This is a genomic window from Leifsonia stereocauli (assembly GCF_038432415.1).
Taxonomy (GTDB): Bacteria; Actinomycetota; Actinomycetes; order Actinomycetales; family Microbacteriaceae; genus Orlajensenia; species Orlajensenia stereocauli.
In genome coordinates this window covers 1299504-1324884 of the sequence record NZ_JBCAUN010000001.1, presented here as the reverse complement: position 1 = coordinate 1324884, position 25381 = coordinate 1299504, and the positions used below count along the sequence as shown (strand labels likewise).

Annotated in this window: 22 protein-coding genes; 19 read left to right on the top strand and 3 right to left on the bottom strand. The window is 68.5% G+C overall.

Going from position 1 to position 25381, the window contains the following annotated elements; all coding sequences use genetic code 11:
- The first annotated feature begins 64 nt into the window (after positions 1-64).
- From AADV74_RS06420 to AADV74_RS06410, 3 genes are all read left to right on the top strand, one after another.
- On the top strand, positions 65-1009 hold the full coding sequence (locus AADV74_RS06420) for an ROK family glucokinase (protein ID WP_342112633.1): 945 nt from the start codon (positions 65-67) through the stop codon (positions 1007-1009).
- 66 nt (positions 1010-1075) lie between these two features.
- Positions 1076-1765, top strand: coding sequence for a lysophospholipid acyltransferase family protein (locus AADV74_RS06415; protein ID WP_135119388.1), 690 nt, complete (start codon positions 1076-1078; stop codon positions 1763-1765).
- Positions 1766-1824: 59 nt separating this feature from the next.
- Positions 1825-3195 (top strand): class II 3-deoxy-7-phosphoheptulonate synthase, encoded by a 1371-nt coding sequence (locus AADV74_RS06410; protein ID WP_342112632.1) that lies wholly within the window; start codon positions 1825-1827, stop codon positions 3193-3195.
- Between the two features lie 94 nt (positions 3196-3289).
- Here the strand turns inward: AADV74_RS06410 and pknB are convergent, their stop codons facing one another.
- Together pknB and AADV74_RS06400 are read right to left on the bottom strand one after the other, a co-directional pair.
- On the bottom strand, positions 3290-5200 hold the full coding sequence (gene pknB, locus AADV74_RS06405; RefSeq protein WP_342112631.1) for a Stk1 family PASTA domain-containing Ser/Thr kinase: 1911 nt from the start codon (positions 5198-5200) through the stop codon (positions 3290-3292).
- 88 nt (positions 5201-5288) lie between these two features.
- Complete coding sequence (locus tag AADV74_RS06400; RefSeq protein ID WP_342112630.1) at positions 5289-6467, bottom strand: LysM peptidoglycan-binding domain-containing protein; 1179 nt, start codon at positions 6465-6467, stop codon at positions 5289-5291.
- A 187-nt stretch (positions 6468-6654) separates the two neighbouring features.
- Here AADV74_RS06400 and AADV74_RS06395 point away from each other — a divergent pair, with 187 nt between their 5' ends.
- Entirely contained in the window at positions 6655-6984 is a 330-nt protein-coding gene (locus AADV74_RS06395) for an Rv2175c family DNA-binding protein (protein ID WP_342113107.1), read from the top strand.
- Between the two features lie 24 nt (positions 6985-7008).
- Here the strand turns inward: AADV74_RS06395 and AADV74_RS06390 are convergent, their stop codons facing one another.
- Positions 7009-8130, bottom strand: a complete 1122-nt coding sequence (locus AADV74_RS06390; protein WP_342112629.1) for a polyprenyl synthetase family protein — start codon at positions 8128-8130, stop codon at positions 7009-7011.
- A 76-nt stretch (positions 8131-8206) separates the two neighbouring features.
- On the opposite strand from AADV74_RS06390, the gene AADV74_RS06385 reads away from it, so the two are divergent.
- The 15 genes from AADV74_RS06385 (at position 8207) to AADV74_RS06315 (ending at position 25381) form a co-directional block, all read left to right on the top strand.
- Positions 8207-8590, top strand: a complete 384-nt coding sequence (locus AADV74_RS06385; RefSeq protein WP_342112628.1) for a DUF3040 domain-containing protein — start codon at positions 8207-8209, stop codon at positions 8588-8590.
- Between the two features lie 260 nt (positions 8591-8850).
- Positions 8851-9282 carry a division/cell wall cluster transcriptional repressor MraZ gene (mraZ, locus tag AADV74_RS06380; protein WP_055822685.1) on the top strand — a complete coding sequence of 144 codons (432 nt, stop codon included), beginning with the start codon at positions 8851-8853 and terminating at the stop codon, positions 9280-9282.
- Between the two features lie 95 nt (positions 9283-9377).
- The gene (gene rsmH, locus AADV74_RS06375; protein ID WP_342112627.1) at positions 9378-10331 is read left to right on the top strand and encodes a 16S rRNA (cytosine(1402)-N(4))-methyltransferase RsmH; all 954 of its coding nucleotides are present in this window, start codon (positions 9378-9380) and stop codon (positions 10329-10331) included.
- Entirely contained in the window at positions 10328-11005 is a 678-nt protein-coding gene (gene ftsL, locus AADV74_RS06370; RefSeq protein ID WP_342112626.1) for a cell division protein FtsL, read from the top strand. The genes rsmH and ftsL overlap by 4 nt, the downstream gene beginning before the upstream one ends.
- 73 nt (positions 11006-11078) lie before the next feature.
- Complete coding sequence (locus tag AADV74_RS06365; protein ID WP_342112625.1) at positions 11079-12812, top strand: peptidoglycan D,D-transpeptidase FtsI family protein; 1734 nt, start codon at positions 11079-11081, stop codon at positions 12810-12812.
- A gap of 16 nt (positions 12813-12828) precedes the next feature.
- Entirely contained in the window at positions 12829-14388 is a 1560-nt protein-coding gene (locus tag AADV74_RS06360) for a Mur ligase family protein (RefSeq protein ID WP_342112624.1), read from the top strand.
- Positions 14385-15800: a UDP-N-acetylmuramoyl-tripeptide--D-alanyl-D-alanine ligase gene (locus tag AADV74_RS06355; protein ID WP_342112623.1), complete on the top strand. Its 1416-nt coding sequence runs from the start codon at positions 14385-14387 to the stop codon at positions 15798-15800. The genes AADV74_RS06360 and AADV74_RS06355 overlap by 4 nt, the downstream gene beginning before the upstream one ends.
- On the top strand, positions 15797-16894 hold the full coding sequence (gene mraY, locus AADV74_RS06350) for a phospho-N-acetylmuramoyl-pentapeptide-transferase (RefSeq protein WP_342112622.1): 1098 nt from the start codon (positions 15797-15799) through the stop codon (positions 16892-16894). The genes AADV74_RS06355 and mraY overlap by 4 nt, the downstream gene beginning before the upstream one ends.
- Positions 16879-18420: a UDP-N-acetylmuramoyl-L-alanine--D-glutamate ligase gene (gene murD, locus AADV74_RS06345; protein ID WP_342112621.1), complete on the top strand. Its 1542-nt coding sequence runs from the start codon at positions 16879-16881 to the stop codon at positions 18418-18420. The genes mraY and murD overlap by 16 nt, the downstream gene beginning before the upstream one ends.
- Positions 18386-19609, top strand: a complete 1224-nt coding sequence (gene ftsW, locus AADV74_RS06340) for a putative lipid II flippase FtsW (protein ID WP_342112620.1) — start codon at positions 18386-18388, stop codon at positions 19607-19609. Before murD ends, ftsW begins: the two co-directional genes overlap by 35 nt.
- Positions 19606-20706, top strand: a complete 1101-nt coding sequence (locus tag AADV74_RS06335; protein ID WP_342112619.1) for a UDP-N-acetylglucosamine--N-acetylmuramyl-(pentapeptide) pyrophosphoryl-undecaprenol N-acetylglucosamine transferase — start codon at positions 19606-19608, stop codon at positions 20704-20706. Before ftsW ends, AADV74_RS06335 begins: the two co-directional genes overlap by 4 nt.
- Positions 20707-20752: 46 nt before the next feature.
- Entirely contained in the window at positions 20753-22153 is a 1401-nt protein-coding gene (murC, locus tag AADV74_RS06330; protein ID WP_342112618.1) for a UDP-N-acetylmuramate--L-alanine ligase, read from the top strand.
- 13 nt (positions 22154-22166) lie between these two features.
- The gene (locus AADV74_RS06325) at positions 22167-23273 is read left to right on the top strand and encodes a cell division protein FtsQ/DivIB (protein WP_342112617.1); all 1107 of its coding nucleotides are present in this window, start codon (positions 22167-22169) and stop codon (positions 23271-23273) included.
- Positions 23274-23478: 205 nt separating this feature from the next.
- Positions 23479-24675, top strand: a complete 1197-nt coding sequence (gene ftsZ / locus AADV74_RS06320; RefSeq protein ID WP_342112616.1) for a cell division protein FtsZ — start codon at positions 23479-23481, stop codon at positions 24673-24675.
- Between the two features lie 22 nt (positions 24676-24697).
- On the top strand, positions 24698-25381 hold the full coding sequence (locus AADV74_RS06315; protein WP_056163553.1) for a YggS family pyridoxal phosphate-dependent enzyme: 684 nt from the start codon (positions 24698-24700) through the stop codon (positions 25379-25381).

Genomic DNA, 25381 nt, shown 5'->3' with positions numbered 1-25381 from the left:
TGTGCGGCCTCCGTGCTGGCAGCGCCGCAACTTCCACCCCCCTTCCGCCCGAAAGGTCACCAGCGTGCAGGCAATCGGAATCGACATCGGCGGCACCAAGGTCGCCGGAGCCCTCGTCGACGAGTTCGGGACCATCGTGCGCAGTGAGCGAGTGCCCACCCCGACCGATACCGCCGCCCTCGAAGATGTCGTCGTCGAGATGATCCGTGCGCTGTCGGAAGGCGAGAAGGTCACCGCGGCCGGCGTCGCCGCCGCGGGCTTCATCGACGCCGCCCAGTCGACCGTCTACTACGCGCCGAACATCAACTGGCGCAACGAGCCCCTGCGCGAGAAGCTCGAGGCGCGCGTCGACCTGCCCGTCTTCATCGAGAACGACGCCAACGCCGCGGGCTGGGCCGAGTTCCGCTACGGCGCCGGGCGCCTCTACTCCGACATGGTGACCCTCACGATCGGCACGGGAGTCGGCGGAGCCATCGTCGTCGGCGACCGCCTGCTTCGCGGCGGCTTCGGCGCCGGAGCCGAGATCGGGCACATGCGCGTCGTACCCGACGGCCTGCCCTGCGGATGCGGTGCTCGCGGCTGCATCGAGCAGTACGGTTCCGGCCGTGCCCTGCTGCGCTTCGCCAACGAGCTCGCCATGGCTGGCGGCATCGGCCAGACCCTGGCGGACGTGCGCGACCGCAACAACGGACTGACGGGCGAACTGCTGAGCGAACTCATCACCGCGGGCGACCCCGGCGCTCACGCCGCCCTCCGCACCCTCGGCCACTGGCTCGGTCAGGCCGCGGCCAGCCTCTCGGCGGTCCTCGACCCGCAGGTCTTCGTGTTCGGCGGAGGAGTGGCTGCTGCGGGCGACGTGCTGCTCGACCCCATCCGCTCGGCGTACTTCGACCACCTGCCCGCGCGCGGCTACCACCCTGAACCCGATTTCCTGATCGCCGAGCTCGTCAACGACGCCGGCGTCGTCGGCGCCGCCGATCTCGCCCGCATCAGCGCCACCGGCGTCTGAGGTACCGACGCGGCCGCTTCCTCCCGGGCGGAAGGTGGCCGCTAGGCTGATGGCTCGAGGAGTCGCATGTTCTATTGGGTCATGAAGCACATCGTGGTGGGTCCACTCGTGCTCGGCATCTTCCGACCCTGGGTCGTCGGACTCGAGAAGGTTCCGGAGAACGGCGCCGTGATCATGGCGGGCAACCACCTCTCCTTCATCGACTCGATCTTCCTGCCGCTCATCATGAGGCGGCGCATGGTGTTCCTCGCCAAGAGCGAGTACTTCACGGGCACCGGCCTCAAGGGCTGGTTCACCCGCACGTTCCTCACCGCAGCCGGGCAACTCCCGATCGACCGGTCAGGCGGCAAGGCGTCCGAGGCATCGTTGAACACCGGCCTCGCCGTGCTCGGAGAGGGCACCATCCTCGGCATCTATCCCGAGGGCACGCGCAGCCCTGACGCCCGTCTGTACCGCGGCCGCACCGGAGTCGCCCGCATGGTGCTCGAGGCGGGGGTTCCCCTCGTTCCCGTGGTCATGGTGGACACCGAGAAGGTCATGCCCATCGGCACCCGCGTTCCCCGCATCCGCCGCGTCGGTGTCATCTTCGGGGAGCCGCTCGACTTCTCCCGGTTCGAGGGACTCGAGGGCGACCGCTTCGTGTTGCGCAGTGTGACCGACGAGATCATGTACGAACTCGGGCGCCTCAGCGGTCAGGAATACGTCGACGTCTACGCCAGTTCCGTGAAGGAGAAGCGGGCCGGCCTTTCGCGCTAGGCTTGCCCGAACCGTGCCCTGGCGCGGCTCCGCCCTTCTCGATTAAGGAATTCACCAGAGTGTCAGACCCCACCGAACCTGTTGTGCTCGCAGCCACGTCGGTCATCGAGGGTCTCGACTATTGGCGTGACCTTCCCATCAAGCAGCAGCCCTCGTGGCCCGACTCGGATGCCGCAGCTGCGGCATCCGCCCAGATCGCGACCCTGCCGCCGCTCGTGTTCGCGGGTGAGGTCGACATCCTGCGCGATCGCCTCGCGGCCGCAGCACGCGGTGAGGCGTTCCTGCTTCAGGGTGGCGACTGCGCCGAGACCTTCGCCGGCGCCACGGCCGACCAGATCCGCAACAGGGTGAAGACCGTGCTGCAGATGGCCGTCGTGCTCACCTACGGCGCCTCGATGCCCGTCGTGAAGATGGGCCGCATGGCCGGCCAGTTCGCCAAGCCGCGTTCGAGTGACAGCGAGACCCGCAACGGCGTCACCCTGCCTGCATACCGCGGCGACATCGTGAACGGCTACGACTTCACGCCGGAGTCGCGCGCCGCCGACCCCGCCCGCCTCGTGCAGGGCTACCACACGGCCGCGTCGACGCTGAATCTCATCCGTGCCTTCACCCAGGGAGGCTTCGCGGACCTCCGCCAGGTGCACAGCTGGAACAAGGGCTTCGCCGCCAACCCGGCCAACCAGCGCTACGAGGGCATGGCCGGCGAGATCGACCGGGCGGTGCGCTTCATGGAGGCCTGCGGTGCCGACTTCGAGGCGATGAAGCGCACAGAGTTCTACACCGGTCACGAGGGCCTGCTGATGGATTACGAGCGCCCGATGACGCGGATCGACTCGCGCACAGGCACGCCGTACAACACCTCGTCGCACTTCATCTGGATCGGCGAGCGCACCCGTGAGCTCGACGGCGCCCACGTCGACTTCCTCTCGCGCGTGCGCAACCCCATCGGTGTCAAGCTCGGCCCCACGACGACGCCCGACGACATGCTCGCCCTGGTCGACAAGCTCGACCCGAACCGCGAGCCCGGCCGCCTCACCTTCATCACGCGCATGGGCGCCGGGAAGATCCGCGAGGCCCTGCCGCCGCTGCTCGAGGCGATCAAGGCCAGCGACGCGCAGCCGCTGTGGGTCACCGACCCGATGCACGGCAACGGCCTCACCACGCCGCTCGGTTACAAGACGCGTCGTTTCGACGACGTCGTCGACGAGGTCAAGGGCTTCTTCGAGGCGCACCGGGCCGCTGGCACGCACCCGGGCGGCATCCACGTGGAGCTCACGGGCGACGACGTCACCGAGTGCATGGGCGGATCGGAGCACATCGACGAGGCCGACCTCGCGACGCGCTACGAGTCGCTCTGCGACCCGCGCCTCAACCACATGCAGTCGCTCGAGCTCGCGTTCCTCGTGGCCGAGGAGCTCTCGCACCGCTGATTCGCCCGCTCGCTGTGGCTCTTCCCGCTCGCTGGGGCCTTTCCGCTCGCTGAGGCCCGGACGTAGTCCGCGGCCGAAGCGCGCGGAAAGAGCCTCAGCCCGAGAAGTTCGCGCTGATGGTGGTGCCGGCCGGCACCTGCTCGCCGGCGCCGGGACTCTGCGAGTTCACGGACAGGGCGTCCCGGAACAGCTCCGGAACATCGGTCTCGAAGGTGAAGCCGGCGTCCTCGATGACCTGGGCGGCCTCGTTGATCGTCAGGCCGGACACGTCGGGTACCTCGAACAGCTCGACGCCCTTCGACATCGTGAGCGTGATGGTGTCGCCGACGCGGATCGGGTCGGTGTCGGACGAGATGGAGACCACGTCGCCCTCGGGCACGGTGTCGCTGTACACGAGGTCGCCCTCCTTGGGCACCAGGTTCACGTCGACGAGGGCCTGCTTGGCTTCCTCGCGACCCATGCCGACGAGCGGCGGCAGGCCTCCGGCCGAGACGACCAGCGTGACGGCCCCGGTGTCCGGATAGGTTGCAGGCAGTTCGGCGCCGGCGCCGTCGAGGGCCGCGATCACGAGACCCTTGTCGACCTCGCCGCTGAACTGCTGGATGGACTCTCCGACGGTGAATCGGGCGAGGGCGGTCCGTGCATCGGCCTCCGGCATCCCGGCGACGGCCGGCACCTCGAGCATCTCGGCTCCCAACGAGATGTAGAGGACGACGGCGGCACCCTTCGTCACGCTGCTGCCCGACTTCGGGTCCGTTCCGGACGCGAGGTCCTTCGCGACGGCGAGGTCGTACCGGGTGCCCGGCTTCACCGTGAAGCCCTCCGCGACGAGAGCGGCCGTTGCGGCATCCTGGGACTGACCCGCGACCTCGGGAATCGTCGCGAGAGATCCGGGGCCGGCTCCGAAGTACCAGCCCGTGGCCCCGGCCAGTCCGGCCAGGATCAGCACCAGGGCGAACAGCCAGTAGCCTCTGCGGGCGCGCGTCCGGGTCGCCGTGGCGAGCTCCGTGCTCGCATCGGCTGCGACGGGGCCCGTTCGGTGCCTACCCGGTGCCGGCGTCGGCGTGATGATCTGCGTCTCGTCGTCGGCGGATGCCGCGAGTGGGGCGCTCGGCAGCACCATGGTGGGCGCCACTCCCTCGGCAGAGGCCGCGGCCGGGTCGCGCACGAGCTTCTCGACGTCGCGCAGGCGCTCGAGCATGACGCGGGCGTCGCGCGGACGGTTCTCAGGGTCGCGTGCCGTAGCCCACACGACGAGGTCGTCGAGGCCGCGAGGCGTCGTCGGCACGCGTGAGCTGGGTCGCGGCACCTGCTCGTTGGCATGCTGGTAGGCGATCTGCATCGGAGCCTCGCCGACGAACGGCTGCTCTCCCGTCAGCATCTCGTACATCATGATGCCGAGCGCGTAGATGTCGCTGCGGGCATCAGCCACCCCCCGCGTGACGAGCTCAGGGGAGAGGTAGGCGATGGTGCCGAGCAACGCCTGGCCCGTCGCCGTGTTGGCGCTGGCCGCGCGGGCCAGGCCGAAGTCACCGAGTTTGATTCGACCGTCATCCGCCAGCAGCACGTTCTCGGGCTTCATGTCACGGTGCACGATGCCGGCCTTGTGGGCCGCAGCCAGGCCGGAGAGCACGGCCGACATGATGTCGATGGTCTGCTCGGGGGTGAGGCGACCGTAGTCCTTGAGCAGGTCGCGCAGGGTGATGCCGGGCAGATACTCCATGACGAGGTACGCCATGTCGGAGTCCTGTCCCTGATCGAAGACGTTGACGACGTTGGGGTGGGCGAGACGGGCGGCCGAGCGGGCCTCCTGCACGAAGCGGCTCTTGAACGTGTTGTCGTCAGCGAGGTGGCCGTGCATGATCTTGATCGCGACGCGACGTTCGAGTCGCAGGTCCGTCGCGAGGTAGACGGTCGCCATGCCGCCCCGGGCGATCCGCGAGCGCACCTGATAGCGGCCGTCGATGAGGCGGCCGAGCATCGGGTCGGTGGGCGTGGCGGTCACCTCGTGATTGTATGAAACGCCGGACGTTCCACCCCGTCAAAACACCGTGAAGCGGGGCATTGGTGGTCGATCGTGACGTGGGGCCCGCTCAGCCCAGAATCGCGAGCCAGGCCCGTGCCGACGGTTCCCACTTGGCGTAGGCGTCGGGGTAGGCGGAGATCTGCACGGCCTGCGCCGCCTGGGTGACCGTCATCTTCTCCCAGCCCGCCACGTCGAGCAGCCCCCGTGTGCGTCCGGGATTCGGGTTGGCCGATCCGCCGAAGAAGGCCTTCGCGGCCCGCAGCGGGTCGCGCACCTCGGCAGGGGTGCCCCAGCCCGTGCTCGGCCGCTGCTGGAACAGTCCGAGCGAATCGCGGTCTCCGTAGTCGACGTTCTCGAGCCCGGATTCCTGTGCCGCGGCAGCGAGGGCGACGACGATACCCTGGTCACTGACGCCGAGTTCGCGCCCGACCGCGACGATGGTGGCGGCGTTCGTGCGCATCGAATCCGAGAGTTCGGCGATGCGCCCGGCCTTGACAGCCGAACGCGCGGCCTCGGGGGAGGGCGGCGAGGGGATGACGATCTGCTGGCCGGGAACGATGTAGCTCGACCAGTCCAGCTTGTTCGCGTCGAGGATCGCCTGGATGCTCTGGCCGGCGGATGCCGCGATGTCGCTGATCGTGTCTCCGGCAACGACCGTGTGCACTTCGACCGGTGCCGCCTGCGCCACGGGAGTGACGGCCTGCGCCACCGGAGCCACCGGCGCCGCTGCCGTTGTCGATGCCGAGCCGGACAGGCGGAGCTTCTGTCCGGGGAGGATGACACTCGACCAGGCGAGACCGTTGGCGTCGAGAACCTGCTGGGTGCTGAGCCCGGCCGCTGCAGCGATTCCGCTGACGGTGTCGCCGGCGACGACTGTGTGGGTGGGACCGGTCGACGTATCCGCGGCCTTCGGGGCGGCCGGCTTCGGCGCGGCCTGGGGGGAAGCCACCAGCACGAGTCCCTGTCCGGGGAAGATCAGGCTCGACCGGTCGAGGCCGTTCAGCGCCAGGATCGCGCCTGTCTCGAGGCCGAACCGCTCGGCCAGCCCGCTCACGGTGTCACCGGCCACCACCGTGTAGGTCGCCGGCGGATTGGCCGTGTGCACCGAGACTGCCGCCGGTGTAGCCTGCGCCGACCGATTGCTCGACGGCTGGACCATTCGCTTCGCCGGTGTCGCTGTCACTGGGGCGGTGCCGCCGAGGGTCATGGCGATCGCGCTGGCGATCGCGACTGGGGCGAGAGACATTGATGATCCTCCGTCGGGTCACGGTGTCGATAAGGCTGACATGAAAGTGAGCATGAGTCAACTAGTGGGACTGGAGGTAGCAATGTTACTGAAGTGACGAAGCAGATGTCGATCCCGGGTGTCATGAGAGTTCCGACTGGTGGATGCACGCCGCCCGACATGGCAGTCTTGAATCGTGACCGACGATATGACCGATCGCCCCTGGCTGACAGTTCCCGACCTCGTGGAGGTGCTCGGCATCGGGCAGAGCCGCGTGCGACGCCTCATCGAGGATCGCCACCTCCTCGCCGTGCGCCGGGAAGGCGTGCTGCAGGTTCCCGCCGCCTTCATCGAAGGCACGGAGCCGTTGCACGAACTGCGCGGGACGATCTTCGTGCTCTCGGATGCCGGCTTCAGCGATGAGGAGGCCGTCTCGTGGCTCCTCGAGCGCGATGACAGCCTCGATGCCGCCCCCGTCGAGGCCCTTCGCTCGGGCCGGAAGACCGAGGTCCGACGGGTCGCCCAGGCGCTCGCCTGATCCGTTCGATCTTCTGCGTGCGTGTCAGGACGCGCGACGCGTCACGGTCTCGGCGAGCAGCGCCAGCTCCCGGCGTGAGCGTCGCGTGAGCGGCGCATCCGTCATCACCGTCGTCGCCCGCACCACCTGGCGGGAGATGAGGGCCTCCATCTCATCGACCGCTCCACTGGCAGTGATGGTGGACTGCAGCAGCCTGATCTGGTCGGCGTCGAGCGTCGGGTCTCCCAGCAGTTCATCGAGGATACGGCGCGGGCCCGTACCGATCCGCTCCCGGGCCATCGCGATGAGCATGGTGCGCTTGCCCTCGCGCAGGTCGTCTCCACTGGGCTTGCCCGTGATCTGCTCGTCGCCGAACACCCCCAGCAGGTCGTCGCGCAGCTGGTAGGCGATCCCGAGAGGCAGGCCGAAGGAGCGCAGCGCCGCGAGCTGCGCGTCGGACCCGCCGCCGAGGGCGGCGCCGATCACGAGCGGTGCGAGCACGCTGTACTTCGCTGACTTGTACGTGATGACAGTCTCGGCACGTGAGCGCATCTCCTCCTCGGAGCGCGTCGGCCAGGCCCGCTCCTCGAGGATGTCGAGGTACTGGCCCCCCGTGACCTCGGTGCGCATCCGATTGAACTCCAGGCGGGTGCGGCGGGCCGCGGCGCGGTCGGGCAGGAGATCGAGCGCTTCGTCGAGCAGCTCGTCGCTCCACCCCAGCAGAAGGTCGCCGTGCAGGATCGCGGCGGCGCGTCCGAACTCGGCGCCGTCGCCGGCCCAGCCGCCCTCGCGGTGCAGGGCCTCGAAGCTGCGGTGGGCGGCAGGAGCACCGCGGCGGGTGTCGGAGTTGTCGATGATGTCGTCGTGCACCAGGGCGGCGGCGTGGAACACCTCCAGTGCCGCGGCCACTGAGACCACCCCCGACAGGTCGGGCACGTCGTCCTCGGTGCTGAACGGGTCGAATCCGTCCGGCTCACCCGAGACCGACTGCCACCCCCAATAGGCGAACAATGCGCGGAATCTCTTGCCACCGCTGAGAAAGCGCCGAGAAATCTCGACGAGCGGGGTGAGTTCCTCACTGATGGAGGAGAGAATTAGGGAACGATCCGATACGAACTCATCGATGCGTGTCTGTACGAGATCGGCTAGCCGAGTGCTTTCTGCCACGCGTCTAGCCTAGCTTTCACTCGCGAGGCTACACTTTGAACGTATCTCGACTGATCCCGAGTGCGAAGGGAATGAGATGCCGCTTTCAGAGCAAGAGCAGAGACTCCTCGATGAGATGGAGCGCAGTCTCTATCACAACGACGCCGATTTCGTGGCGACGGTGGGGGCTCCCCGCGGTCGACCCAACTACAGAGCCATCGTGCTCGGTGTGCTGCTGGCCGTCGCGGGCCTCGCAGCGCTGATCGCCGGCGTCGCGATCAACCTCCTCATCCTGGGCATCGGAGGCTTCGTCCTCATGTTCGTGGGCGTCCTCGTGGCGATCACCCCGAGCAAGCGCGCCCCGGCTCCCGAGGAGCTTCCCGACTCCGCGTCCAAGCCCAAGAAGGCGGCATCCGCCGATCGTGGATTCATGGACAGGCTCAACGATCGTTGGGACCACCGCCAGGAGGGCCAGGACTAGGCTCCCGCCAGTCGCCTCCCCTCCCCACTCGCCTCCACCCTTCAGGGCCGATCCTCACGGATCGGCCCTTTTTTGATGCCCGGATGCTCCCTGGTCGCGCTCTGGCGCTCCATTTCCCTCCACCTTCGTCTGGCCCGGTTTTTCGCGCCTGAAATACCCCGTTTCGGGGCAAAAGGTAGGAATGTAGAGCAGATGTGGTGTGTAGTGGAGTAAAGTGGAGCAACACCGCAACCGTGGCCGGATGAGTGGGGGTGAAGACCGTGTTCCTCGGAACCTATGCACCGAAGTTGGACGAGAAGGGACGCGTCATCCTTCCCGCCAAGTTCCGCGACGAGCTCTCCACCGGCGTCGTCGTGACCCGCGGCCAGGAGCACTGCATCTATGTCTTCTCGGCTCGGGAGTTCGAGGACCTGCACGACAAGATCCGGCAGGCGCCCGTCACGAGCAAGACCGCGCGCGACTACCTCCGCGTCTTCCTCTCGGGTGCCAGCGCCGAGACCCCCGACAAGCAGAACCGCGTGACCATCCCCGCGAATCTGCGTGCCTACGCCGGACTCGAGCGCGACCTCACCGTCATCGGAGCCGGCAGCCGCGTCGAGATCTGGGACACCGAAGCCTGGGAGACCTACCTGACCGAGCAGGAAGCCACCTTCGCGAACACCACCGAGGAGGTGATCCCGGGACTCTTCTAGTTCCTGTTCCCCGACTCCCAGCCGGCCACGCTGACACACTTCCCCGGTGTCAGACTCCGGATGGGGATCAGGGGACAGGAGCCCTCCCGGCTCTCATGGAGATCAACCGCATCCACACCCCCGTCATGCTCGAGCGCTGCGTCGAGCTGCTCGCCCCGGCGATCGGCGCTCCTGGCGCCGTGCTCGTCGACGGCACTCTCGGCATGGCCGGCCACGCCGAGGCGTTCCTGCAGCGCTTCCCCGACCTGACCCTCGTCGGCCTCGACCGCGATCTCGACGCCCTCGGCATCGCCCGGGAGCGCCTCGCCCCGTTCGGCGATCGCGTGAAGCTCGTGCACACCGTCTACGACGGCTTCGTCGACGCCCTCGACGGCCTCGGCATTCCCGAGGTCGACGGCATCCTGTTCGATCTCGGCGTCTCGTCGCTGCAGCTCGACCGCGTCGAACGCGGCTTCTCCTACTCCAAGGACGCGCCCCTCGACATGCGCATGGACGCGACCAGCGAACTGACGGCCGAGGTCGTGCTCGCCACATACTCCGAGGCGGACCTGCGGCGCATCTTCCACGAGTACGGCGAGGAGAAGCTGTCGGCGCGCTACGCGAAGGCCATCGTCGCCGCGCGAGCGGATGCCCCCCTGGTGCGTTCGGCCGAGCTCGTGAAGATCATCACCGATGTCACGCCCGTCGCCGTGCAGCGTCAGGGCCACCCCGCGAAGCGCGTCTTCCAAGCGCTGCGCATCGAAGTGAACCAGGAACTGGCCGTGCTCGAACGCGCCATCCCGGCAGCACTCTCGACGCTACGCGTCGGCGGTCGCATCGCCGTGGAGTCGTACCAGTCGCTCGAGGACCGCATCGTGAAGCGCGCCCTCGCCGCCGCGTCGAGCTCGACGGCGCCGCCCGGATTGCCGATCGAGCTTCCGGAGCACCGGGCCGAGTTCACCCTCCTCATCCGCGGGGCCGAACTGGCCACCGACGAGGAGAAGGCCATCAACCCCCGCGCCACGCCCGTGCGGCTGCGCGCGGCAGAACGCGTCAGGAGCGCAGCATGAACGAGCCGCTTGCGCGAGCACCCCAGATGCCCGTATGGGGGTCGCTGGCCCAGTCGGCGCCGGCACCTGAGCCGACTCAGGCACCTTCACCGACTCCGAGCTGGCGTCCGTCGATCACCATCGCGCCCACGCGCGATCAGCGTCGAGCCCGTCCGAGGCTCTTCTACGCGATCGTCGCAGTCAGCGGCGTCGCCGCTATCTTCATCGCGAAGCTGCTGCTCAGCGTCGCGCTCTCCCAGGGCGCCTACGAGTCATCCCACGCGGAGTCGGAGCTGAAGCACCTGCAGCAGAACGCGCAGGCTGTCGGCGAAGACCTGGACAGGGTCAAGTCACCGCAGTACCTCGCCGAGAATGCAGCAGCCCTCGGCATGGTGACTAACGCGCATCCGGCCTACCTCCGACTCTCCGACGGCGCAGTGCTCGGACAGCCGCAGGCAGCCGACTCGACGACAGGGGGAGCGGGCAACGCCGTTCCGAACTCCCTCCTGTCCGACGTTCCCCTGGTGACCGACCCCGCACCTGTGGCGGCCGAACCGGCCGCGAAGCCGGCCGCGAAGACCCAGAAGACGACGGATGCCGCAGCCACCGCAGGCGCTGCCGGAACGACCGAAGCTGCGACTGCGGCTGGGGCGGGTGTCGGTCCTGCCGGCATCCCGACCCCTGTGACACACTGAGCCCGGCACCATCCGGGGGAGGGAACGAGACGTGAAATTCGGTCGATCCAGTAGGAGGCGCAGCCTCTTCGCGATGGTCGCCCTCCTCGCCCTGGTCTCGGTCTTCGTGGTGCGACTCGTCGACATCCAGATCGTGCGGGCCGACGAGCTGAACGCGGCGTCCCTCGCGGCGCGGTCGACGACAGAGGACATCCTCGGTGCCCGTGGTTCGATCGTCGACGCGTCGGGCAAGGTGCTCGCCCAGTCGGTGATGCGGTACGACGTCGTCATCTCCCCGAAGAACGCCAAGCCCTTCGAACGCGAGGTCGACGGCAAGGAGGCCACGGTCTCGGTCGCTCAGGCATCAGCCGAGCTCGGACGTGCCCTGGGCATGTCGGGCGAGAACGTGCAGGCGATCATCGCCGATTCTCTGAAGGACGATCCGGACAGCGACTACGCCTACGTGAAGAAGATGGTCGACCTCGCCACCTGGCAGGCCGTCGACGCCCTCGACATCCAGTGGGTCTACGGCGAGGGCCACCCCAGCCGCACGTATCCCGACGGCGCCGTCGCCGGCAACATCGTCGGCTTCGTCGGCGACGACGGCGAGGCGCTGGCCGGCGAGGAAGCCGCAACAGACGCCTGTCTGGTCGGCAAGGACGGCAAGACCAGCTACCAGACCGGCGTCGACGGCGTCGAGATCCCCGGCAGTACCACCGACTCCGTCGCCGCCAAGAACGGTGGCACGCTCAAGCTCACCATCGACTCCGACCTGCAGTGGAATGTTCAGCAGTCCCTCGCCCAGCAGGCGCAGGCCGTCGGCGCCGCCTGGGGCACGGCGGTGGTGCAGGAGGTCAAGACCGGCAAGCTGGTCGCCGTTGCCGACTATCCGTCCGTCGATCCGAACAACATCGATGCGACGGATGCCGACGACCGAGGCTCGCGCGCCTTCACCGCCTCCTACGAGCCCGGATCCACCTTCAAGGCGCTGACGGCGGCATCCGCCATCGACGCCGGGGTTGCGGACCCGCTCACGCAGGTCGTCGCTCCCTACAGGATCAACTTCCCGAACGGCGCCGACATCAACGACTCGGAGAGGCACGGCGATGAGCGTCTCACGCTCACCGGTGTGCTGATCGAATCCTCGAACACGGGAATGTCGCAGATCGGCGAGCGGATGACCGACCAGCAGCGCTACGACTACTACCAGAAGTTCGGACTGGGCGCCGAGAGCGAGGCCGACTTCCCGGCGCAGGACCCCGGAAACCTGAACGGCACGGCCGACAGCTGGGATCCGCAGACCAAGTACGCCACCATGTTCGGCCAGGGCCTGACGACCACGGCCGTGCAGATCGCGAGTGTTTACCAGACCATCGCGAACGGCGGTGTGCGGCTGCCCGTGCAGCTCGTCGAGGGCTGCACCCAGGAGGACGGCACCGTCACCGGCGTGCCGTCGACACAGGGCGTGCAGGTCGTCTCGGCGAGCGCGGCCAAGCAGACCAGCGACATCCTCGAGATGGTCTATCAGCAGGGCTGGCTGGCCGACACCTGGAACATCCCGGGCTATCGCATCGCGTCGAAGACCGGAACCGCGCAGATGCCGGACGGCAACGGCGGGTACTCGCACGGATATCTCGTGTCGGTCTCGGGCTTCGCCCCCGCGGACGACCCCCAGTACGTGGTTTCGGTAAGCTTGGCTGATCCCGTGAACATGAACACCTCGGGAGCTGCGGCGCCGGTCTTCAAGCAGGTGATGAGCCAGGTACTCAAGAAGTACCGGGTCGTGCCGTCCGGCAGCACGCCGCCGAACCTGCCAGCCAACTGGTGACCCAAGCATCAATGAAATGAGAGTGAGCCACGTGACCGGATCGGCCCCCTCGGCGCTCCGGCCGTTGCACCCCGTTCCCCGCGCACTGTCGGGCCTCGTCGACGAGTTCGCCCTCGACGCCCGTGGTGACATCGACGGCATCGAGCTCACGGGAGTGAGCCTGAACTCGGCGACGGTCCAGCCGGGCGACCTCTACGTGGGAGTGCCAGGCCGCAACGCCCACGGTGCCAGGTTCTCGACGATCGCGCGCGAGGCCGGGGCCGTCGCCGTGCTGACCGACGAGGCGGGCGCCGCAGAGGCAGCGTCATCCGGTCTCCCCGTGCTCGTCACGCCCGATGCCCGTGCGGCCCTCGGTGCAGTGGCCGGGTGGATCCACCGCACCGATGACAACCCGGCGACGCTGTTCGCCGTCACAGGAACCAATGGCAAGACCAGCGTCGTGTACCTGCTCTTCGCCGTGCTCAACCAGCTGGGGATCGAGGCCGGCCTGACGTCGACGGCCGAACGACGCATCGGCGACCTCGCCGTGACCAGCTCCCTCACGACGCCCGAGGCGACCGAACTCCACGCCCTGTTGGCACGGATGCGGGAGGCTGAGGTGCGCGCCGTCGGCATCGAGGTCTCTGCCCAGGCCCTCTCCCGGCACCGCGTCGACGGTCTCGTCTTCGACGTCGCCGGCTTCACCAACCTCAGTCACGACCACCTCGACGACTATGCGGACTTCGAGGAGTACTTCTCCGCCAAGCTCGAGCTGTTCCAGCCCGATCGGTCACGCCGAGGGGTGGTCACGGTCGACAGCGACTGGGGTCGACGCATCGCCGACTCCTCGCGCATCCCCGTCACCACCATCACCTCCGACCCCGCGATCGAGGCCGACTGGCGAGTCACGGTGACCAGTGAGACCGCCGAGAGCACGGAGTTCCGCCTCGAGGGTCCCGACGGACGCAGCCTCACCACGAGCGTTCCGCTCCTCGGCTGGTACATGGCCGCCAACGCCGCCCTCGCGATCGCCATGCTCGTCGAGTCCGGCTACGACCTCGACGCGATCGCCCACGCCCTGGAGCGCGACGGCGGCATCCTCGCCTACATCCCGGGTCGGGCCGAGCGCATATCGGGGGAGCGCGGTCCCGTCGTCTATATCGACTACGGCCACAGCCCCGACGCCTTCCTCAACACCCTGGCGGCCATCCGCAAGACCACGGAGGGCAAGGTGATCATGGTGTTCGGCGCCGACGGCGACCGCGACACCACGAAGCGGCACGACATGGGCGCCATCGCGGCGCGCGGTGCTGATGTCGTGGTCATCACCGACTTCCATCCTCGGTTCGAGGACCCTGCCGCCATCAGGGCGGCACTGCTGGCCGGCGCCCGGGATGCCGTGCCGGACGGCGAGTTCCTCGAGATCGCCGATCCGCGGTCAGCCTTCCGCGCCGCGCTCGCACTGGCCGGAGACGGCGATGCCGTGCTCTACGCCGGGCCCGGCCACGAGGACTACCACGAGGTCGCCGGGGTCAAGGAACCGTACTCAGCGCGTGATGACGCGCGACTCGCACTTCAGGAAGCTGGCTGGCTGTGATCGACATGACCCTCGCCGAGATCGCCGCGGCGATCGGAGGAGACCTGCGCCTCGAGACGGCGGCAGCGTCCGGACCCGAGACCGTGGTCTCCGGCGCCTCGCACACCGATTCGCGTGAGGTCGGCACTGGCGACATCTTCTTCGCCAAGCGCGGCGAGGAGACCGACGGACACCTGTTCGCCCCGGCCGCCGTCGAGAACGGCGCCCTGCTCCTCGTCGTCGAGCACGCCCTCGACCTGCCCGTGGCCCAGATCGTCGTCGCAGACACCGTCGAGGCTCTCGGTGCCCTCGCGACCGAGGTGATCCGCCGCGTCCGTTCGCTCGGACTGCTGAAGATCGTCGGCATCACCGGCTCCAACGGCAAGACCACGACCAAGAACCTGCTCCGCGCCATCCTCGAGCGCCAAGGCGCAACGATCGCCGCACGTGCCTCGTTCAACAACGAGGTCGGCGCTCCTCTCACCATGCTCGAGGTCTCCGAGGAGACCCGCTTCCTCGTCGCCGAGATGGGCGCCAGCGCCATCGGCGAGATCACCCGCCTCGTGCGCATGGCCATGCCCGACGTCGGCGTCGTGCTCAAGGTGGGATTGGCCCATGCCGGCGGCTTCGGCGGCATCGAGGCCACCCAGCGCGCGAAGACCGAGATGGTGAGCGACCTTCCGGCGACGGGCGTCGCCGTGCTCAACGCCGATGACCCCCGCGTCGCGGCGATGGCCGATGCCACCCGGGCACGCGTGGTGTGGTTCGGACTCGGGCCGGCCGCCTCGGTACGCGCCGACGAGGTGTCCGTCGGTGCACGCGGCACCACCTTCACCCTGCACCTCGCCTCGGGCGCATCGCGCTCAGTGCACTTCAAGGTGCTCGGAGAGCACCACGTCATGAACGCCCTCGCTGCGGCAGCCGTCGCCGAGGAGTGGGGCGTCGGCATCGACGACATCGTCGACGCCCTGGAGTCAGTCTCGATCGCCGAGCGCTGGCGTATGGAGGTCATGGGAGGCCGCGACGGCGTCACCATCATCAACGACGCCTACAACGCAAGCCCCGACTCGATGTCCGCCGCCATCAAGACCCTCGCGCAGATCGCCGAGCCCGGCCAGCGCACCATCGCCGTCCTCGGCGAGATGAGCGAACTCGGCGAGTACTCCGGTGAGGAGCACGACCGCATCGGCCTGCTCGCCGTGCGCCTGAACGTCTCGCAGATCGTCGTCGTGGGCGCTGCGGCTCGCCGTATGCACATCAGCACGATCAACGAGGGCTCGTGGGACGGGGAGTCGGCCTATGTCGAGACCGCCGATGCGGCCTTCGACCTGCTCGAGGGCAGCATCCGTCCCGGAGACCTCGTCCTGGTGAAATCGTCGAACTCGGCGGGTCTGCGCTTCCTGGGCGATCGACTGGGAGAATCGTTCTCGTGAAAGCTCTCCTGACCTCCGGCGTCCTGGCGCTCGCATTCACGCTCTTCCTCACGCCGCTCTTCATCAAGCTGTTCCACAAGCTCGAGTGGGGCCAGTTCATTCGCGACGACGGTCCGAAGAGTCACCACTCCAAGCGCGGAACGGCCACAATGGGCGGCCTCGTGGTCATCGCCGGCGTGCTGTTCGGCTACTTCGGCGGCCTGCTCAGCGACGGGGTGAAACCCACGGCTTCAGGCCTCCTGGTGCTGTTCATGATGGTCGGTCTCGGCATCGTCGGATTCATCGACGACTTCCTGAAGACCCACAAGCAGCAGAGCCTCGGGCTCGGCGGCTGGGCGAAGGTCATCGGCCAGGTCATCGTGGCGGGCACCTTCGCCGTGCTCGCGCTGCAGTTCCCGAGCAAGACGGGCCTGACGCCGGCATCGACGAACATCTCGCTCATCCGTGACATCCAGTTCCTCGACTTCATGAAACTCGGCACGATCGTCGGCATCGGCCTGTTCATCCTGTGGATCTGCGTGATCACCGTCGCGACATCGAACGGCGTCAACGTGACTGACGGCCTCGACGGTCTGGCCACAGGCGCGTCCATCGTGGCGATCGGCTCCTACGTCATCATCGGCTTCTGGCAGGCGCAGCAGCTCTGCAGCGCGGCCGGCATCGATCCGGACAACGTCTACAAATGCTACGAGGTGCGCGACCCGTTCGACCTCGCCATCGTGGCCACGGCCATCGCCGGCGCCCTGGTCGGGTTCCTCTGGTGGAACACCTCGCCCGCGCAGATCTTCCTCGGCGACACGGGCTCCCTCGCCCTCGGTGGCGCCCTGGCCGCCCTCGCCGTGCTCAGCCGCACCGAGCTTCTCGTCATCGTCATCGGCGGACTGTTCGTCATCGAGGCCGGCTCCGTGATCGTGCAGCGGGCGTACTTCAAGGTCACCCACGGCAAGCGCATCTTCCTCATGAGCCCGATCCACCATCACTTCGAGCTCAAGGGCTGGGCCGAGGTGACGGTGGTGGTGAGGTTCTGGATCGTCGCCGGACTCCTCGTGGCTGCCGGAGTCGGCTCGTTCTACCTCGAATGGCTCTCGCAGTGACGACGGATGCCGCCGGCCGCCTCGACGGCCTGACCAGCTGGCACTCCGACTGGACAGGGCTGCGCGTCGGCGTGCTCGGCCTCGGCGCCACGGGCTTCGCCGTGGCCGACACCCTGGCGGAGCTCGGCTCCGACGTCCTCGTGGTCGCGGCGTCGGCCGACGACCAGCGAGCCGGACTGATCGACGTGATCGGTGCACGCCTGGTCGTCGCCGACCTCTCGACGCCGCCGACCGAACTCGTCGAGCACGCGCCGGACGTCATCATCGCCTCGCCGGGCTTCCACCCGGATCACGCGGTGCTGCTCTGGGCGGCCGAGAGGGCCATCCCTGTCTGGGGCGATATCGAGCTGGCCTGGCGCCTGCGCGACAAGGTGGGGGAGCCCGCCGAGTGGATCCTGGTCACGGGCACGAACGGCAAGACCACCACAGTGCAGCTGACGGCCACGATGATCCAGGCCGCCGGCGGGCGCGTCGCGCCCTGCGGCAACATCGGCATCCCCGTGCTCGACGCCATCCGCGACCCGCAGGGCTGGGACGTGCTGGTCGTCGAGCTGTCGAGCTACCAGCTCCACCACCTGCGTCGCACCGGTCCCGGCGCCCTCGTGCCGCACTCCGCGGTCTGCCTCAACATCGCCGACGACCACATCGACTGGCACGGCTCCTTCGACGCTTACCGTGACGCCAAGTCCACCGTCTACGCGAACACCAAGGTCGCCTGCGTGTACAACAAGGCCGACGAGACCACCCTCCGCATGGTCGAGGATGCCGAGGTGTCAGATGGCGCCCGGGCGATCGGCTTCGACCTCGGCATCCCCGGCCCCAGCGACTTCGGCGTCGTCGAGGGCATCCTCTGCGACAGGGCCTTCCTCGACGACAGGCAGAACAGCGCCATCGAGCTCACGACGGTTCCCGAGCTCGTGGCTGCGGGTCTCGATGCGCCGCACGTCGTCGCCAACATCCTCGCCGCCAGCGCCCTCGCCAGGGCCTACGGAGTCCCAGCGCACGTCATCCACGACGCCCTCGCCGACTTCAGGCTGGATGCGCACCGCATCGCGACGGTGGCCGTGGCCGACGGCATCCGCTGGGTCGACGATTCCAAGGCGACGAACCCGCACGCCGCCGCCGCGTCGCTCACTGCGTACCCGTCCGTGGTCTGGATCGCGGGCGGCCTGCTCAAGGGCGTCGACATCGACGATCTCGTGCGCAGCCACGTCTCACGCCTGCGCGGCGCCGTCGTCATCGGGGTCGACCGCAGCGAGCTCGTCGCCGCATTCGCACGACACGCCCCCGCCCTGCCTGTCGTGGAGGTCGTGGTCGATGACACTGGAGAGGTGATGCCCCGCGCAGTCCGACTGGCTGCCGAGGTGGCCGGAGCCGGAGACACGGTTCTCCTCGCACCGGCCGCGGCCTCGATGGATCAGTTCGCTGACTACGCGGAACGCGGGCATCTGTTCGCACAGGCTGTACGAGAGTTCTTGGGAGGTGAGGCGGATGACCAGTCCGCCTCGGACCGACCCGACGCCTAGGCTCGCCCCCGTCGAGGACGCGGTCTCCTCTGCCCGCATCTCGCTCGGCCGTGTCTTCCAGGCCGAGGGCTCCACCTACTTCCTCCTCCTCGGCACCACCCTCTTCCTCGTCGTCTTCGGCATCGTCATGGTGCTCTCGTCGTCGTCGGTCGGCTCCTACCTCGACAACGAGACGCCGTTCGGCGGAGCCTGGAAGCAGCTGCTGTTCGCCAGCCTCGGCATCCCGCTCATGCTCATAGCGAGTCGGATGCCGGCCATCTTCTGGCGGCGGGTCTCGTGGCCGGCGCTCCTGATCGGCTGCGTGCTCCAGATCATCGTGGTCGCGACGCCGCTCGGCATCGAGGTCGGCGGCAACACCAACTGGCTCGCGGTCGGCTCGTTCCAGTTCCAACCGTCGGAGATCATCAAGGTCGCCCTCGTGATCTGGCTCGGCAACATCCTCTGGATGAAGCGCGACAAGCTCGACGACTGGAAGCAGACACTCATCCCGGTCTTCCTCGTCGGCGGCGGTTCCACCGCTCTGGTGCTGCGAGGAGGCGACCTCGGCACTGTCATCGTGATGGGCTCGATCCTCTTCGGGGCGCTGTTCTTCGCGGGCGTGAAGCTCCGCCACATCGCGATCCCGCTGGTCGTCGCCGTCGTCCTGGCACTCTTCGTCGCGGTCTCGAGCGAGAACCGCATGAAGCGCATCACCGCATTCTTCAGCGAGTCCTGCGCCGGCAAGGAGCAGGGCGACTGCTGGCAGACCAACAACGGCGACTACGCCCTGGCAAACGGCGGCATCTTCGGCGTCGGCCTCGGCAACTCCAAGGCCAAGTGGTCGTGGCTTCCGGCAGCCGACAACGACTTCATCTTCGCCGTCATCGGCGAGGAGCTCGGGCTCATCGGCGCCATCGTCGTACTCGCGCTGTTCGTGCTCCTCGCGATCACGTTCCTCCGCATCATGCGCCAGGCGCCCGACCTGTTCTCCAGGGTCACCACCGGCTCCGTCATGGTCTGGATCATCGGCCAGGCCTGCATCAACATCGGCGTCGTGCTCGGAGTGATCCCGGTGCTCGGCGTTCCGCTCCCGCTCATCTCGGCCGGAGGAACGGCATTGCTCACCACACTCTTCGCCATCGGCATCGTGCTGTCCTTCGCGCGTGCAGGATACAAGCCCCTCGTCGCTCCGGCCCGGCGGCTGTCGTGAAGCGCTATCTCCTCGCCGGCGGAGGTACCGCCGGCCATGTGAACCCGCTGCTCGCCGTCGCCGACACCATCAGTGCCGCCGAGGAATCGAGCGAGGTGCTCGTGCTCGGCACGGCCGTCGGCCTCGAGGCGCGTCTCGTGCCCGCACGGGGCTACGAGCTCCTCACCATCCCGAAGGTGCCCTTCCCGCGACGACCGAACACCCAGGCCGTCACCTTCCCCCGACGATTCCGCGCCACCATCGACGCCGTCGAGGCGATCATCCGCGAGCGCTCCATCGACGTCGTCGTCGGCTTCGGCGGCTACGTGTCGACTCCCGCCTACCTCGCCGCGCGCCGGGCGGGCATCGGCATCGCCATCCACGAGGCCAACGCGAAGCCCGGCCTCGCCAACCGCCTCGGAGCCCGGTACACGAAGCAGGTCGGGGTGGCGTTCGCCGGAACCCGCCTACCGAACGCGCGGTTCGTCGGCATGCCGCTGCGACCCGAGATCGAACAACTCGACCGCGAGGCGGCCCGCCCCGTCGCCGTCGCCTACTTCGGTCTCGACCCCGACCGTCCCACACTGCTCGTCACGGGCGGCTCCCTGGGGGCGCGTCGCATCAACGGCACGATCGTCGAGTCGGCCGCATCCGTCGTCGACGCGGGCTGGCAGGTGCTGCACATCACGGGTGACGCCGCCGAGATCACAGACCCCGGCATAGCGGGCTACACGATCCTGCCGTACTGCGACCGCATGGACCTCGCCCTCGCGGCTGCCGACTTCGCCGTCTCGCGGGCCGGAGCCGCGACGGTGAGCGAGCTGTCGGCACTCGGCATCCCCGCCGTCTACGTTCCCTATCCCGTCGGCAACGGCGAGCAGCGCTTCAACGCCGCCGGTGTCGTCGAGGCCGGAGGGGGAATCCTCGTGGATGACGCGCGATTCCTGCCGACCTGGGTCACCAGCGAGCTGCTGCCGATCCTCGACGATGAGCCGGGTCGGGAGGCGATGGCGGATGCCGCAGCCTCCGTCGGCGTGCTCGACGGGTCGCAGCGCTTCACGGCTCTGGTGGCCGAGGCGCTGCGGGGCGATCCGGGGAAATCCAGCGCGGACGCGTAACGTTGACGGCGACCCCGTTCCAGAGACACGAGAAGAGCACCGCGCAGTGACGATCAAACCCGACCTCGGCATCACGATCCCCGACGACCTCGGAACCGTGCACTTCGTCGGGATCGGCGGCTCGGGCATGAGCGGCATCGCGCGGCTCTTCCTCGGCGCCGGACACGCTGTCAGCGGCTCCGACGTGCGCGACTCCGCCAACGTGCAGGCCCTGCGCGATCTGGGCGCGACGGTGCACATCGGCCACGATGCCGCCAACGTCGGCGACGCGGACACCCTCGTCGTCACCGGAGCGCTCTGGCAGGACAACCCCGAGTACCAGCTCGCGCTCGAGCGCGGCCTGCCCGTGCTCCACCGCTCGCAGGCCCTCGCCTGGCTCGTCTCCGGTCAGCGGCTCATCGCCGTCGCCGGCGCGCACGGCAAGACGACCTCGACCGGCATGATCGTCACCGGACTGCTCGGCCTCGGAGAGGACCCGAGCTTCGTCAACGGCGGCGTCATCGACACCCTGGGTGTCAGTTCAGCCCGCGGCGATGGCGAGCTGTTCGTCGTCGAGGCCGACGAGTCCGACGGGTCATTCCTGCTCTACGACACCTCCGTCGCCCTGATCACGAACGTCGACCCCGACCACCTCGATCACTACGGCTCTCTCGAGGCGTTCCAGCAGGCCTTCGTCGACTTCGCCTCGGCCGCGAGCGAGACCGTCGTCATCTCCTCCGACGATCCGGGAGCGGTGCGCGTCGGCGCTGCTCTGACCGGCGGCAACGTCATCACCTTCGGCCAGGCCGCAGATGCCGACGTGCGCGTCTTCGACGTGGCCACAGACGGCCCCGTCGCCTTCACCCTGTCGTGGAAGGGCGAGGAGTACCGCGCCCAGCTGCGCATCCCCGGCGTGCACAACGCCATCAACGCCGCCGGCGCCTTCGCGGTGCTCGTGAGCGTCGGCCTCGACCCGGCGGCCTCGCTGGCCGCCATCGCCCAGTTCGGCGGAACCGAGCGCCGCTTCCAGCTGCACGGAACAGTGCGCGGCGTGAGCGTCTACGACGACTACGCGCACCACCCGACCGAGGTCGCCGCAGCCCTCTCCGCTGCGCGCACCGTCGTGGGCGATGGTCGCATCATCGCCGTGCACCAGCCTCACCTGTACAGCCGTACGCGCCTGTTCGCCCAGGAGTTCGCCGACGTGCTTGAGCAGTACGCGGACGAGACCGTCGTGCTCGACGTCTACGGAGCCCGCGAGGACCCGGAGCCCGGAGTCACCGGCGCCCTCGTCAGCGAGCGGTTCACCGATGCCTCACACGTCGCCTTCGTGCCCGACTGGCAGGCTGCTGCAGACCACACGGCCTCGATCGCCCGCGACGGCGACTTCGTGATCACGCTCGGATGCGGCGACGTCTACCGCATCGTTCCGCAGCTGCTCGGTTCGCTCGAGGCCGAGCGCGAATGAGGCGGTCCGCCCGATGAAGCGGCCGCAGGGCTTCGAGCCGCCGCCGGCGGGCAAACGGCCGGCGCAGCCCCAGTCCGACGCACCCCAGTCGTCGACGACGTCGACGAAGAAGAAGAAGACGATGACGGATGCCGCACATTCGGCATCCGTCGATTCCGTCGCGCCGGTGATCCTCTTTGATCGGGAGGCCGCCGAGGCGGCGGCAGCCACCGCAGCCGCCGAGGCCGAGCGCCGCGCGGCCAGGAAGACACGCGGATCGCGGTCGGCGAAGGGTGCGTCGACGGCGGCATCCGTCGGCGGTTGGTCCGAGGCGTCCTCAGGCTCGACCGAGACCTCCGCAGCCACAGGACCGGACGAGCCCGCTCGCTCCGCCTGGGCAACGGCCGCAGGCATCCGCGCGGCCAGACGCGGCCGCAAGCGCTACGAGCGCGCGGAGGTGCGCCGCTTCACCGCAGCGTCCCGTCGTCGTCGCCGTACCTGGCTCATCAGCGGGGGAGCACTGCTCGCGATGGTGCTGGTCGTCGCCGGCACGGCCTTCTCGCCGATGATGGCGCTGCGCGTCGTCACGGTTGAGGGTGCCCAGCGCGTGGCTCCCACGCAGATCGTCACGGCACTGAGCGACCAGCTCGGCACGCCGCTGCCCCTCATCGACCTCGCCGCCGTGCGCGAGAAGCTCTCGGGCATGACCCTCATCCAGAGCTACTCGACCGAGAGTCATCCGCCCGACACCCTCGTCATCCGCATCGTCGAGCGCGACCCGATCGGTGCGCGGACCACTGATGCCGGATTCGAGCTCGTCGACTCCGCCGGCGTCGTCATCTCGTCCTCTCCCGAGCGACCGGCCGGCTACCCGCTTCTCGACACCCCGACGCCGACGGCTCTGGCCGCAGCCGGAGAGGTGGTCCGGGCGCTCCCGGCCGACCTCCGCGCGGGCCTGGACTCCGTCACGGCCGGGACCCGGGACGATGTCACGCTGCAGCTCGCCGGTGGCCCGTCCATAGTCTGGGGGAGCGCCGACGACTCGGTCATCAAGGCGACGGTGCTCGCGAGGCTCCTGGCCGTCGCTCCCGGTGCGGCGAACTACGACGTCTCATCGCCGTCGAGTCCCGTCTACAGCTGACGATCGCCTCCGGATTCCGTCCGGCATCCGCCCGGTTCCCGTGGGAATCGGTGTCAGCGCGGCGACTTTCGGCCCGGTGTTCCGACACGCCCGCGCTTGTCTGACCCGCTTCGCCCCGGTCGACCTAACGTCAAGTCAAGAAATGCATACCCAGCATAACTTTAAGCTTCCACTTGAGGTTTAGGGTTTCAACCGGAGGCCGGACGTGTCAACAAACCAGAACTACCTCGCCGTCATCAAGGTCGTCGGAATCGGCGGCGGCGGCGTCAACGCCGTCAATCGAATGATCGAACTGGGCTTGCGCGGAGTCGAGTTCATCGCCATCAACACGGATGCCCAGGCACTGTTGATGAGCGACGCCGACGTCAAGCTCGACGTGGGCCGCGACCTCACCCGCGGCCTCGGTGCCGGAGCGGATCCCGAGGTCGGCCGCCGCGCCGCCGAGGACCACGCCGAGGAGATCGAGGAGGCCCTCGCCGGGGCCGACATGGTCTTCGTCACTGCCGGAGAGGGTGGTGGAACCGGAACCGGCGGCGCACCCGTCGTCGCCCGGATCGCCAAGTCCATCGGAGCGCTCACCATCGGTGTCGTCACGAAGCCGTTCGGCTTCGAGGGACGCCGTCGTCAGACCCAGGCCGAGCAGGGCGTCGCGAGCCTCAAGAACGAGGTCGACACCCTCATCGTCGTTCCGAACGACCGGCTGCTCGAGATCAGCGACCGCGGCATCAGCATGCTCGAGGCGTTCTCGACGGCCGACCAGGTGCTCCTGGCCGGTGTGCAGGGCATCACCGACCTCATCACCACGCCGGGACTCATCAACCTCGACTTCGCCGACGTGAAGTCCGTCATGCAGGGTGCAGGCTCCGCCCTTATGGGCATCGGCTCCTCGCGTGGCGCCGACCGTGCCATCAAGGCAGCAGAGCTCGCCGTGGCGAGCCCGCTGCTCGAGGCGTCCATCGACGGCGCGCACGGCGTGCTCCTCTCGATCCAGGGCGGATCGAACCTCGGAATCTTCGAGATCAACGACGCCGCGCGCCTCGTGCAGGAGGCCGTCCACCCGGAGGCCAACATCATCTTCGGTGCCGTCATCGACGACACCCTGGGTGACGAGGTGCGGGTCACCGTCATCGCCGCAGGCTTCGACGGCGGAGAACCGCAGCCGATCGACGAGGCAGCCCGCAAGGCCGGCCAGACCAAGGCCAGCCTCGGTGCCGCCGCGGCCGCCGTCGGCATCGCGGTGAGCCCGACGGCCGCCGACTCCCTCGACGGGGAGTTCGACATCGAGGAGCTCGTGGACTCGCCGGTCTGGACCGCCGACTCCGGTGTCGTCGAACAGGTCGTCGCCGATCCTGCGTTCGCCGACGACAGCGAGGACATCGACATCCCCGACTTCCTGAAATAGGACGCGGGCGAAGCGACTCACGATGACGGATGCGACGCTCGCCGAACGCCTCGGCTCCCTGCGGCTCGCCGTCTCCGACGCCGCAGCGGAGGCGGGTCGATCCGTCGACGACATCACCACGATCGCCGTCACGAAGTTCCACCCGGCCGCGCTCATCCGCGACCTGGTGGAGCTCGGCGTGCACGACATCGCCGAGAACCGTCATCAGGAGGCCAGGGACAAGGCCGCCGAGCTGTCGGGGCTGCCCATCCGCTGGCACTTCGTGGGCCAGGTGCAGGGCAAGAAGGCCAGGCAGGTGCGGGCCTACGCCGACGTGATCCACTCCGTAGACAGGTCGTCGCTCGTCGACGCACTGGCGTCGGAGGAATCGAGCATCGACTGCTTCGTGCAGGTGAACCTCACCGCGGACGAGTCCCGCGGCGGGGCTACGCCGGCCCGGCTTCCCGGGCTCGTCGACGAGGTGCTCGCCGCCCCCGGGCTGCGGCTGCTCGGCCTCATGGCGGTCGCCCCGCTCGATGAGGACCCGCGCCGGGCGTTCGCCCATGTGCGAGCACTGTCCGAGCGAATCCAGCGGCAGGCGCCGCACGCCACCTCGCTGTCCATGGGCATGTCCCAGGATTTCCGAGCCGCCATCCTCGAAGGGGCGACACACCTTCGAATCGGCACCATCATTACCGGGAATCGTCCTGACCCCCGGTTAATCTGA